The organism is Spirillospora sp. NBC_01491, assembly GCF_036227065.1.
Taxonomy (GTDB): domain Bacteria; phylum Actinomycetota; class Actinomycetes; order Streptosporangiales; family Streptosporangiaceae; genus Spirillospora; species Spirillospora xylanilytica.
In genome coordinates, this window is record NZ_CP109432.1 from 7,510,398 (window position 1) to 7,522,429 (window position 12,032).

Sequence of the window (12,032 nt, forward strand, 5' to 3'; positions counted from 1 at the left end):
TGACCAAGCGATCGTTTGGGTGACAGTCTCGCCGCGTGGCGAGCGAGACCTTCGCGAGAGTGCTGCTGGAACGGACCGACGACGAGCACCCCGGGCTGCGGTTCGAGGATGAGACCCGCACCTGGGCCCAGATGGTGGCGGCCTCCCGGGCGCGCGCCCGGATGCTGGCCGGGGCGTGCCCCGCGCCGGCGGGCCGACCGCGCCACGTCGGGGTGCTGCTGGAGAACGTCCCCGAGTACGTCTACTGGATCGGCGCCGCCGCGCTCGCGGGGGCCACGGTGGTGGGGATCAACCCGACCCGGCGCGGCGCGGAGCTGGCCGCCGACGTCCGGCACACCGACTGCGACCTGATCATCACCGACGCCGCGCACGTCCCGCTGCTGGCCGAGTTCCCCGAGCCGTTCCCCGCCGGACGCGTCCACGTGGTGGACTCCCCGGCCTACCGCGACCGGCTCCACGCCGTCCCGGAGCCGGAGGCGGGCGTGGGTGCCGGGCCGGGCCGGGAGCCGCGGGCGGACGACCGGCTGCTCCTGCTGTTCACCTCCGGCTCGACCGGGACGCCGAAGGCGGTGGCGTGCAGCCAGGGCCGCCTGGCGTCCATCGCCGGACGGTCCGCGCAGATGGGCATCACCCGCGACTCGGTCACCTACGTCGCGATGCCGCTGTTCCACGGCAACGCGGTCATGGCGAACCTGGCGATGGCGGCCCATGCGGGCGCGACCGTCGCGCTGCGCCGCAGGTTCTCGGCGTCCGGGTTCCTCCCCGACGTGCGCCGGTACGGCGTGACCTACTTCAACTACGTCGGACGGGCCCTGGCCTACATCCTGGCCACCCCCGAGGACCCCGGCGACGCCGCCAACACCCTCCGGGCCGCGTTCGGGACCGAGGCGTCCGCGCAGGACATGACCAGGTTCGCCGCCCGGTTCGGCTGCCGGATCATTGAGGGGTACGGGTCCAGCGAGGGCGCGATCGCCATGCAGAAGACCCCGGAGACGCCGCCCGACGCGCTCGGCGTGCCGCAGCGCGACATCCGGATCGCCGTCCTCGACCCGGAGACCGGCGCCGAGTGCGCCCGCGCGCGCTTCGACGGCTCCGGCGGCCTCGCCAACCCCGGCGAGGCCATCGGCGAGATCGTCGGGCTGAACGTCGCCGCCGCGTTCGAGGGCTACTACAACGACCCCGCCGCCGACGCCGAGCGGGTCCGCGACGGCAAGTACTGGAGCGGCGACCTCGGCTACCGCGACGAGGACGGCTTCTTCTACTTCGCCGGACGCGGCGCCGACCGGCTCCGGGTCGACAGCGAGAACTTCGCCGCCGCCCCGGTCGAGCGGATCCTGGCCCGCTGGGCGCCGGTGGTGATGTGCGCGGTCTACCCCGTCCCCGATCCGCGCACCGGCGACCAGGTCATGGCCGCCCTGGAACTGCACGGCGACCCCGGCGGGACGGGGGGCTTCGACCCCGGGGCGTTCGCGGCGTTCCTGGCGGCCCAGCCCGATCTCGGCACCAAGTGGGCGCCCCGCTTCGTCCGCCTCGTCCGGGCGATGCCGCTGACCGCGACCGGCAAGGTCGACAAGCGCCCGCTGCGCCGCACCCGCTGGGAGGCCGGCGACCCGGTCTGGTGGCGGCCCGGCCGCGACCTCGCCTACGAGCCGCTGACGCGCGCGCGGGCCGGGGAGCTGCGCGCCGAGTTCGCGGCGCACGGCCGCGCGCACGTCCTGACGGCCCTCTGAACGGCCGCCGATCCACCCGGGGCGTCCGCACGGGCGGGGCTCAGTAGGCTAGTGGGCGGCATCCACCCCTGACTGGAGATCCACCTCCCATGAAGACCTTCATGCCCCTTCCGCCGATGCGCCGCCTCGGCGTCGTCGCCGCCCTCGTCGTCGCGTTCGGCGGGGCGCTGGCCACGCCGGCGCTCGCGCACACCCGGCTGGTGAGCAGCACCCCCGGCAAGGACGCCTCGGCCGCCTCGGTCACCGAGGTCGAGCTGGTCTTCAGCGACAAGATCAGCTTCGCGGAGGTGGTGGTCAAGGACGCCGCGGGCAAGGCGTTCCAGCAGGGCAAGGCCGAGCACGAGGGCCCGAAGGTCACCCAGAAGCTGTCCGCCGCGCTGCCCGCCGGCACCTACACCGTGGCCTACGGGGTGGTGGGCGAGGACGGGCACCGGATCCAGAAGGCCGACCTCAAGTTCACCGCCACCGCGGGCGAGGGCGGCGGCGGTGGCGAGGAGCCGACGACCGGCGGGGTCGCCGCCGCCGAGCAGACCGGCGCCGCCGCGACCGCCGACGAGCAGCCGCTCAAGGCCGACCAGGAGCCCGCGAAGGCCACCGACGACTCGGGGTCGGGGATGGTCACCTGGATCATGATCGGCGGCGGGGTGCTGATCGGCATCGGCATCGGCGGCGCGCTGGTGCTCCGGGCCAAGCGCAGGCAGCGGCCGGCGGCCGGCAGCGGTGAGTAGGACCGGCCTGCGCATCCTGCGGACCGCGGCGGTCGCCGCGGCCGTGGCGATCGCGGTCCTGGCGGCCGGCCTGCTCCTCGGCGGGTCGGTCGCCGAGCAGGTCATCCCCGGGCTGAGCGACGCCGGCGCGGTCACCCGCTGGGGACTGCCGGTGTCCCGCCTGGTGATGGACCTCGGCGGCGCCCTGACGGTCGGCGCGCTGCTCGCCGCGGCGGCGCTGCTCCCGCTGGAGGGCGGCCGGGGCGCGCCCCGGCTGTCGGCGGACGCGATCGGCTACCTGCGGGCCGCGTCCTGGCTGGCCGCCGCCTGGGCCGCCGCCGCCGCGGCCACCCTGATCTTCACCGTCGCCGACGTGCTGGGCCAGCCGGTCGGCGAGGTGCTCACCGGCAGCGAGCTGAGCAGCTACGTCGGCCAGCTCCCGCAGGGCACCGCGCTGATGCTGGTGGTGCTGCTCACCGTCGTCGTCGCGCTGCTGGCCCGCACCACCACCACCCCCGCCGCCGCGTTCGGGCTGCTGGCGATGGCCGGGGTGGCGCTGCTGCCCGCGCCGCTCACCGGGCACTCCGCGTCCGCGGCCAACCACTCGGTCGCGGTCACCGGCGTCGCCCTGCACGTCGCCGCGGTCGCCCCCTGGGTCGGCGGCCTCGCCATCGTCGGTGCGCACGCGCTGCGCGGCCGGCCCGGCCTCGGGGTGATGGCCGGGCGGTTCAGCCGGATGGCGCTGTGGTGCTACGTCACCGTCGGCGTCAGCGGGCTGGTCAACGTGATCGCCCGGCTGCCCGACCCGGCCGAGATGCTCGGCACCGACTACGGCCGGCTCGCCCTCGGCAAGATCATCGCGTTCGCGGCGCTGGGCTGGTTCGGCTGGTGGCACCGGGGCCGCACCGTGCCCGCCCTCGCCGCCGCCGAGTCCGGTGGCGCGCCGTCCGGTGCCCCGTCCGGCGCTCCGGGGCGGCGCGCGTCCTGGCTGTTCGCCCGGCTGGCGAGCGTCGAGATCGCGGTCATGGCCGGCACCATGGGCCTGGCGGTGGCGCTGGCGCGCACCGCGCCGCCCGCGCCCACCACCGAGGAGAGCCCGATCAAGGCGCTCATCGGCTACGACCTGCCGCCGGCGCTCACCCCGGCCCGGCTGGCGACGCTGTGGCAGTTCGACTTCTTCTTCGCGGTGCTGGTCGCGGTGCTCGCCGCGCTCTACGTGGCGGGCGTGGTCCGGCTGCGGCGGCGCGGCCACGCCTGGCCGGCGGGACGCACGGCCGCCTGGTTCATCGGGCTGGCCACCATCGTGATCGTGACCGAGACGGGCGCCGCCCGGTACGCGCCGATCCTGTTCAGCGTGCACATGGTGCAGCACATGGTGCTGTCCATGCTGACCCCGATCTTCCTGGTGCTGGGCGCCCCGGTGACGCTGGCGCTGCGCGCGTTCAAACCCGCCCGGGTGCGCGGCGACCGGGGCCCGCGCGAGTGGCTGACCGCCGCGCTGCACAGCCGCTTCACCGCGCTGGTCGCGCACCCCGCGGTGGCCACGATCATCTTCGTGGCGAGCACGTTCGCGCTGTACTTCACGCCGCTGTTCGAGGCGTCGATGCGCAGCCATCTCGGGCACATCGCGATGATGGTGCACTTCCTGCTCTCGGGCACACTGTTCTTCTGGGTGCTGGTCGGGGTCGACCCGGCGCCCAGGAAGCTGCCCTACCCGGGCCGGATCCTGCTGCTGTTCGTCACCATGCCGTTCCACGCGTTCTTCGGGATCGCGCTGATGAGCCTCGGGCAGCCGCTCGCCCGCGGCTGGTACACCGCGGTCGACCCGCCGTGGGGCACCTCGATCATCAAGGACCAGCACACCGGCGGCGCCATCGCCTGGGCGTTCGGTGAGATCCCCACGTTCATCGTCCTGCTCGTGCTGGCCTTCCAGTGGTACTTCGACGACCAGCGGCAGGCCCGGCGCGAGGACCGCAAGGCCGACCGGGCCGAGCGCGACGGGGGACGTCCCGAGGACGACGAGCTGGCCCTCTACAACGCCCGGCTCGCCAAGCTGGCCGCCAAGGACGCCGAGGGAACGCAGGCCGGCCCGGCCAAGGCCGAGCAGACCGAGCAGACCAGGCAGACCGGGCAGAGCGCGAAGATCGTTGATGACGCCGCCGAGGACGGCGGCGGGGGCGGCGGCGGGGGCGACGGCAAGGCCCGGAAACCTTGAGCGCGGGTCCTTCTCCCCCGCACGGGGGAGGGGGACCGCCCCGAGGGGGAGAGGAACGCCCCCGACGCTCTGCCAGGATCGACGGTGTGTCCAGAATCTTCCAGCCGCTGACCGACCACGCCACCTGGCGCCGGTGGTCCTTCATGGTCGTGGGCGGCGGGCTGCTCATGCCCTACTGGTTCCTCGGGATGCTCGTGCTCCCGCTGCTCCCGTACGGCGATTCCGTCGCCGTCACCGTCACGGCCATGCTGGTCCTGCCGACGGTCGGCACGTTCATCACCGGGCTGGTGCCGATCGTACGGGTGCTGGAGGGCTCGATGGCCCGGGAGCTGCTCGGCGGCCCGGCCGCGGCGCTCGGCCCAGGGCCGTCCCGCTCGTGGGAGAGCCGGTCCCGCACCGGCGCCTGGTTCAGCCTGCACCTGCTCACTGGGGTGCTGGTCAGCGGGCCGAGCCTGGCGGTGCCGCCGCTCGCCTTCGTGCTGCTCGCCGCCCCGCTCGTCCGCTGGGACGAGAGCTTCCTGGACGCCTGGGGATGGCAGGTGTCCTGGCAGCAGTGGTTCGGGCCGGCCGGTGGGCTGCTGGCGCTGGCCGCGCTGCTCGCCTGGATCGTCGCGGCGGGCCGGGTGATGGCCCGGCTCGCGCCGCGCTTCCTCGGTCCGTCGGCCGACGAGAGGCTGGCCGAGTCGGAGGCGCGGGCCGTCCGGCTGGCCGAGCGCAACCGGCTGGCCCGCGAGCTGCACGACTCGGTGGGGCACGCGCTCAGCGTGGTGACACTCCAGGCCGGCGCGGCGGGACGGGTGCTCGACACCGATCCCGCGTTCGCCCGGGAGGCGCTCGGCGCGATCGAGGACTCGGCCCGGTCCGCGCTGGAGGACCTGGACCATGTGCTCGGGCTGCTGCGCGAGGACTCCACGCCCCGCACGGCCCCGCAGCTCACCCTCGCCGACCTGGGCCGGCTCCTGGAGCAGACCCGGATCGCCGGGGTCCGGCTCGACGCCGAGGTCGACCCGGAGGTGGCGCACGTGCCCGCCGCCGTGTCGCGTGAGGCGTACCGGATCGTGCAGGAGGGGCTGACCAACGCCCTCCGGCACGCGGGCAAGGTGCCGGTGCGGCTGCGCGTCGGCATCCGCGACGACAGGCTGGAGATCGATATGAGCAACCCGCTCGGGGCCCCCGCCGAGGGGGCCGGCCACGGCGGCGGACGCGGGCTGGGCGGCATCCGCGAGCGTGTCACCGTGTTGCGCGGGCGGATGACGGCGGGCCCGGCCGAGGGCCGCTGGCGGATGGACGTCTCGCTGCCGCTGGGCCACGGATGAGCGGGCCCGCCGGGACGCCGGCCCCGGCCGGTAGGGTCCCGGGCATGACGATCAAGGTGCTGCTGGTGGACGACGAGCGGCTGATCCGGGCCGGGCTGGCCGCGATCATCAACGCCGAGCCGGACCTCACCGTGGTCGGCGAGGCCGCCGACGGCGCCGAGGTCCCCGGCGAGGTGTCGCGGCTGCGGCCCGACGTGGTGCTGATGGACGTCCGGATGCCGAAGCTGGACGGGATCCAGGCCACCCGGCACCTGCTGGAGACGATGGCCGAGCCGCCCCGGATCATCGTCGTCACCACGTTCGAGAACGACGAGTACGTCTACGACGCGCTCAAGGCGGGTGCCCACGGCTTCCTGCTCAAGCGGACCCGGCCGGAGGAGATCCTCCAGGCCGTCCGGATGGTGGCGCACGGCGACACCCTGCTGTTCCCGGCCGCGATCCGGGCGCTGGCCGCCGCGCACGGCCCGTCCGGCCCCGGCCCCGGCGGCGCGGACGGCGGCGCGCGCTGGCACCGGCGGCTCACCGAGCGCGAGGCGGATGTGCTGAGGCTGATGGCCAAGGGGCACTCCAACGCCGAGATCGCCCAGGAGCTGTTCGTCAGCCCGCAGACCGTCAAGACCCATGTCGGCAACGTGCTGGCCAAGCTCCAGGCCCGCGACCGCACGCAGGCGGTCATCCGCGCGTACGAGACCGGGTTCATCGTCCCGGGCTGACCCGGTGCGCCGCCGGCCCGCGCCGTGCCCGGCCGGGCGCGGCCGTCAGCCGCGCAGGGCGCCGAGCAGCTCGATCGTGCGGGCCCGCTCGGCGTCGTCGCCGAGGGCGCTGACCAGCAGGTCGGTGGCCCCGGCGGCGGCGAAGCGGCGGACGGCCCGCTCGATCTCCGCCTCGTCGCCCGCGATGATCGTCTCGTGCACGCCGGACAGCCCCTGCCGGTCGAGCATCGCCCGGTAGCCGGGGAACTCGCCGGCGAAGCCGAGCTGCTCGGCGAGCCGCTCCCGCGCGCCGTCCGGGTCGCCGGTGAGGGCCATGACGGTGCCGACCGCGACGCGCGGCGCCGGGCGGCCCGCGGCCTCGGCGGCCTTGGTGAGCCCGGGCACGATGTGCTCGGCGACGCCCTGCGCCGTGACCCAGGTGGTGACCGTGCCGTCGGCCAGCTCGCCCGCGATCCGGAGCATCACCGGGCCGAGCGCCGAGATCAGCACCGACGGCGGGGTGGCGCCGGGGGCGTCGACCTGCCCGACGGCGGTCAGCGTCTCGCCGTGGAAGTCGACCTCCTCGCCACGCAGCAGGGGCCGCAGGGCGGTCAGGTACTCCTCGGTGTGCCGGGCCGGGCGGTCGTAGGAGTAGCCGAACGCGTCCTGGACGATCGACCGGTGGCTCGGCCCGATGCCGAGCGTGAACCGGCCGCCGGTGAGCGCCTGGGCCGTGACCGCCTGGCTGGCCAGCGCGATCGGGTGCCGGGGGTAGGTCGTCGTGATCGCGGTGCCGGTCTCGATCCCGGGCGCGGCCCGGCCCGCGATCGCCGCCACGGTGATCGCGTCCCACGCGGTGGTCTGGCCGAAGAACGCGCTGTCGAGCCCGGCCGCCGCGGCGGCCTGGACCTCGGCGGTCAGCTCCTCCAGCGTCGCCGCCGCGGCGACCGAGAACGTGCCGATGCGCATGGCTCCTCCAAGATGAATCGGATCTTCCGGTTCCGTTTACTCGCCTAGGGTAACCTGAATCTACGATTCCGGTTGACCTCGGGGAGGGAACGATGCGGGCCGACGCGCGGCGCAACCGCGATCGCATCGTCCAGACGGCGCTCGACCTTCTGGCCGAGCGCGGACCGGGCGTGTCGATGGAGGAGATCGCGCGCGCGGCCGGGCTCGGCGTGGGGACGCTCTACCGGCACTTTCCCGACCGGCGCGGGCTGCTGGAGGAGATCGGGATGGACGTGCTGCACCGGCTCCGCGCCGAGGTGCGTTCGCTGGTCGGACGCGAGCTGCCGGGCTGGGAGGTGCTGAACCTCCTCGTCGGCTACTGCACCGGACAGCCGCTGGCCCTGCTCAAGTCGCTGGCGGAGGACACCGCGGAGGACACCGCGGAGGACGGCGCGGGGACCTGTACGGTGGGCGCGCGCGAGCGTATCGAGCTCCAGCGCGAGGTCACCGGCCTGCTGGAGGAGATCGCCGGGCGGGCCCAGCGGGAGGGCGCGGTACGCGGCGACATCACGCCCGGCGAGGTGATCGAGCTGTTCAGCGCGACGGTCTGCCGCCCCGGTGCCCGTCCGGGCGACGCCATGACCCGGGTCATGCTGGACGGCCTCCGAGCCTGAGGACCGCCGTCCGGGCGGCGGGCCCTGAACGCTGCGGCCCGCCCGCCCGGCGGATTCAGCGGATGCCGAAGATGCGCACGATGTTCGGGGTGTCGTGGAGGGTGTGCGGCGCGAACGCGTGGTAGGCCCACACGTGCACCCAGGCGTTGCCGGTCCGCACGGTCAGCCAGGTCTTGATCATCCCGGGCGCGAAGTAGGTGGCCAGCAGGAAGACCAGCGACAGCACCGCCCGGCCGGGGGAGTCGAACACCGTCCACGCGTCCCATACGTGCAGCGCCGTGTAGGCCAGCCCGCCCAGGATGACGGTCGTCGCGGTCGACCCGGTGAGGCGCAGGAAGCGCGGTACCAGGATGCAGTAGATGAACACCATCGCCGGGAGCACCGCCCCGGCCAGGTAGAGGACGAACGTCAGCGGCAGCCCGAGCAGGAGTTGGCGGCCCTCCAGGTCGAACGTCTCCGGGTGCATCGCGGTGTACTGGACCACCGACTCGATCACCAGCACGACGATGATGACCTTGGTGTCGCCCAGCCGGTCCGCGGACCTGAGGTTGAGCGCGGTGGACGAGTAGCGCCGGCGGAAGTACAGCAGCGGGACGGCCGCGTAGACCACCAGGTTGTAGCCGGCCCACGTGACCGCTTCGGCGGCGGTGACGTGCAGGTGCGTCCCGTACAGGGTGCCGGCCAGGTGCAGGGCGAACGGGTGCCAGCCGAACGCGCGCGCCAGCAGGTTGCCGACGATCAGCCCGGCCACGCCGTACGCCACGAGCCAGAGCGTCTCGCGCAGGGCCAGGGACCGTTCGGGGGACCGTTCGGCGAGGTCGAGGCGGGGGCGCTTGCGGGTCAGCCAGTACACCACCCCCATCAGGATCAGGACCTCCAGGAGGCGGAGGTTGAACTCCACCAGCCGGTCCGCCGGCGTCCCCTCGGCGTCGCCCGGCCAGTCGAAGGGGAGGGCCTTGCCGGCGAGCGCCAGCACCAGCGCGTTGGCGGCGATCCAGCAGAGCACCGCCAGCTTCACGCTGCGCTCGCGGAGCAGCCGGAGGGGCCAGGGGCGGTGCGGGGGGCGCGGCGCGGCGGACCTGGTCTGGTTCATGGCTGCTGCCTCCGGGGCAGATTATATAGCACGGCCGTGCTAGTAAGGTGAAAATAACACGGCCGTGCTAAAAAAGCCACGGGCCGCTCAGCCGCCGCCGGGGAGCTGCCCCAGCGCGACCTCGACGGTCTTCCGCGCGCCGTCCGCCGTCTGGATCTCCAGCTTGGCCCGGCCGCCCGGCTTCAGGCCGGCGAGCACCTCGGCCAGCTCGGTCTGGCTCGGCGTGGGGGTGCCGTCCACCGACATGATCAGGTCGCCCGGCACGACGCCGGCCTTCGCCGCGCCGCCGCCCCGGGTCACCTCGACCACCGCGACCGCGCTCTCCGCGCCGCTCCGCGGATCGATGATGGTCCGGACCACCACGCCCAGCGCCGCGCGGCCGGAGTCGGTGACCTTCCCGCTCCTGATCAGCTGCGGGACGATCTGCTTGACGGTGTTGCTCGGTGTGGCGAACCCGATGCCGACCGCCGCGCCGCCCATCTGCGGGTCCGAGGCGGCGGCGGTCGGGATGCCGATCACCTGCCCGTCCAGCGTGACCAGCGCGCCCCCGCTGTTCCCCGGGTTGATCGCCGCGCTGGTCTGGATCACGTTGCCGATCGTCGCGCCGGGGAAGGCGCCCTCGCGCTTGGTCGACACCGTGCGGTTCAGCGCCGAGACGATGCCGTTGGTGACGCTGCCCGACAGGCCGAGCGGGTTGCCCATCGCCAGCACCATCCGGCCGACCCTGACCTTGCTGGAGTCGGCGAACGCGGCGGGTTTGAGCGATCCGCCGGTGACCTCGACCACGGCCAGGTCGTCGGCGGCGAAATCGCCCACCAGCGCGGCCTTGAGCGGAGCCCCGCCGCTGGCCGCGGTCACCTCGATCCGCTTGGCCCCGGCCACCACGTGCGCGTTGGTGACCACGTGGCCCGCGCCGTCGAACACCACCCCCGAGCCCTCGCCCTGATCGGTCTGGATCTTCACCACCGAGGGCAGCACGGCGTCGACGACCTTCTCGAACTGCTGCTCCACCTCGCCGGCCGCCGCCGCGTTCGGCCCGGACGAGGTGGACGAGGTGCTCGCGGCGGAGGGGGACGCGGGGGCGGACGAGGCGGGCCGGACGGGCGGTGATCCGCCCGACTTGCCGGTTCCGGTGTCCTCGTTGCCGCATCCCGCCAGCGCCAGCGCCAGCGCCAGCGCCAGCGCCAGCGTCCCGGCGGCCCCGGCCGCGCCCGCCCGCACGCCTGTGTCGCATCTCATGTTCATGAGCGCCCACCCCCCGAAATCGTTCTCCCCGCTCCGGGACCGCCCTGCCAGCGGGGCACGCGGGCGCGCCGCCCTTTTGGCCGGAGTCCGCCCGGGGCTTTGCCGGACGGATCCTCAAGCCCCACTTACACCTCGTTTACCTGCGGTTCGTTACAAAAGAGGCAGCACGCAAAACAGGTCGACCGATCGGGGGATCATGGACGCCACCACCCTGTCCGAACTGCGCAAGCCGCGAACGTATCCGGCGGTCTCGGTGCTGATGCCGACCTTCCGCCGCGCGCCGGACAACAAGCAGGACCCGATCCGGCTGCGCAACCTGCTGGCCGAGGCACGGCGCCGGCTGAACGAGGACACGCGGGTGGCGCCGGACGCCGCCGACCAGGTGGTGCGCGGCCTGGAGGAGGCCGTGCGGGAGATCGACCCCCGGCATGTCGCCGACGGCCTGGTGCTGTTCGCCGCGCCGGGCGGCGAGCACCACGCCTTCGCCATCGACCAGCCGGTCGACGAGCGGGTGATCGTCGACACCAGCTTCGCCACCCGCGACCTGGTCGCCGCCTACACCCGCGCCTCGCGCTTCTGGCTGCTGTCGCTGTCGGACCAGCAGACCCGGCTGTGGGACGGGCGGGGGGAGGACCTCACCGAGTTCACCGGCCAGGGCTTCCCGGTCGCGCCCGAGCCGATCGACGAGGAGGGGGTGGGCCGGCACAGCCCGCGCGGCGGCCAGCACGGCGACGAGCGGCACCGCCAGCTCCTGCGCGAGGTGCTGTCGGCCCTGGACCGGGTGCTGGCCCGGGACCGGCGGCCGGTGATCGTCGCGGGCGTCACCCGGCACCAGGCGTTCTTCGACGAGCTGGCCGGGCCGCACGTGACCATCGCGGGCCGCATCGACGGCAGCTACGACGGCGCCGCGGCGAGCACCCTCGCCGAGCTGGCCCGGCCGGTCCTGCACGCCTACGAGGACCTGCGGGAGGTCGCCGTCCTCGCCGAGCTGGAGGCGGCGCGCAGCATCCAGCGCTACGCGGGCGGCCTCTGCGAGGTGCTCGGGCTGGTGGAGGAGGGCCGCGGCGAGCACCTGGTGGTCGAGCGCGGCTACTACGCGCCCGCGGTCCGGACCGAGGGCGAGCTCGTCCCGGTGGACGGCAGGCCGGGCGTGCTCAAGGGCGCCGACGTCGTCGACGACGTGGTCGACAACATCATCGAGACCACGCTGGAGTACGGCGGCGAGGTGACCTTCGTCTCCGACGGCTTCCTGATCGACCACGACCGGATCGCCTTGGTGACCCGCTTCTGACCCGATGCCGGGCCGGCTGACCCGGACCGGGGCGCGGCCCCGGTCAGCCGGCCGCGCCGGCCGGACGGGTCGGCCGGGCCCGTCAGCCGCCCCGGTCAGCCGCCCCGGTCAGCCGCGCCGG

10 protein-coding genes are annotated in these 12,032 nt (G+C 74.4%); 7 read left to right on the forward strand and 3 right to left on the reverse strand.

The genetic code is table 11. The features are described from left to right. Positions 1–35: 35 nt before the first annotated feature. The 5 genes from OHA34_RS34900 (at position 36) to OHA34_RS34920 (ending at position 6,681) form a co-directional block, all read left to right on the forward strand. Complete coding sequence (locus tag OHA34_RS34900; RefSeq protein ID WP_329520041.1) at positions 36–1,730, forward strand: AMP-binding protein; 1,695 nt, start codon at positions 36–38, stop codon at positions 1,728–1,730. A gap of 101 nt (positions 1,731–1,831) precedes the next feature. Beyond that, the gene (locus tag OHA34_RS34905) at positions 1,832–2,458 is read left to right on the forward strand and encodes a copper resistance CopC family protein (RefSeq protein WP_285937041.1); all 627 of its coding nucleotides are present in this window, start codon (positions 1,832–1,834) and stop codon (positions 2,456–2,458) included. Beyond that, positions 2,451–4,652: a bifunctional copper resistance protein CopD/cytochrome c oxidase assembly protein gene (locus OHA34_RS34910; protein ID WP_329520042.1), complete on the forward strand. Its 2,202-nt coding sequence runs from the start codon at positions 2,451–2,453 to the stop codon at positions 4,650–4,652. The genes OHA34_RS34905 and OHA34_RS34910 overlap by 8 nt, the downstream gene beginning before the upstream one ends. Before the next feature lie 86 nt (positions 4,653–4,738). Beyond that, on the forward strand, positions 4,739–5,968 hold the full coding sequence (locus OHA34_RS34915; RefSeq protein WP_285937039.1) for a sensor histidine kinase: 1,230 nt from the start codon (positions 4,739–4,741) through the stop codon (positions 5,966–5,968). A 44-nt stretch (positions 5,969–6,012) separates the two neighbouring features. Beyond that, entirely contained in the window at positions 6,013–6,681 is a 669-nt protein-coding gene (locus tag OHA34_RS34920; RefSeq protein WP_285937038.1) for a response regulator transcription factor, read from the forward strand. Positions 6,682–6,726: 45 nt separating this feature from the next. On the opposite strand, the gene OHA34_RS34925 is transcribed toward OHA34_RS34920, so the two are convergent. After that, positions 6,727–7,629: a TIGR03564 family F420-dependent LLM class oxidoreductase gene (locus tag OHA34_RS34925; protein ID WP_285937037.1), complete on the reverse strand. Its 903-nt coding sequence runs from the start codon at positions 7,627–7,629 to the stop codon at positions 6,727–6,729. Between the two features lie 92 nt (positions 7,630–7,721). Here OHA34_RS34925 and OHA34_RS34930 point away from each other — a divergent pair, with 92 nt between their 5' ends. Beyond that, complete coding sequence (locus OHA34_RS34930) at positions 7,722–8,282, forward strand: TetR/AcrR family transcriptional regulator (protein WP_329520043.1); 561 nt, start codon at positions 7,722–7,724, stop codon at positions 8,280–8,282. 55 nt (positions 8,283–8,337) lie between these two features. Here OHA34_RS34930 and OHA34_RS34935 read toward each other — a convergent pair whose 3' ends face one another. After that, the gene (locus OHA34_RS34935; RefSeq protein ID WP_285937035.1) at positions 8,338–9,375 is read right to left on the reverse strand and encodes a hypothetical protein; all 1,038 of its coding nucleotides are present in this window, start codon (positions 9,373–9,375) and stop codon (positions 8,338–8,340) included. A gap of 87 nt (positions 9,376–9,462) precedes the next feature. Continuing rightward, positions 9,463–10,614 carry a S1C family serine protease gene (locus OHA34_RS34940; RefSeq protein WP_329520044.1) on the reverse strand — a complete coding sequence of 384 codons (1,152 nt, stop codon included), beginning with the start codon at positions 10,612–10,614 and terminating at the stop codon, positions 9,463–9,465. A gap of 202 nt (positions 10,615–10,816) precedes the next feature. On the opposite strand from OHA34_RS34940, the gene OHA34_RS34945 reads away from it, so the two are divergent. Then, positions 10,817–11,911 (forward strand): baeRF3 domain-containing protein, encoded by a 1,095-nt coding sequence (locus tag OHA34_RS34945; RefSeq protein WP_285937033.1) that lies wholly within the window; start codon positions 10,817–10,819, stop codon positions 11,909–11,911. The last annotated feature ends 121 nt before the right edge of the window (positions 11,912–12,032 follow it).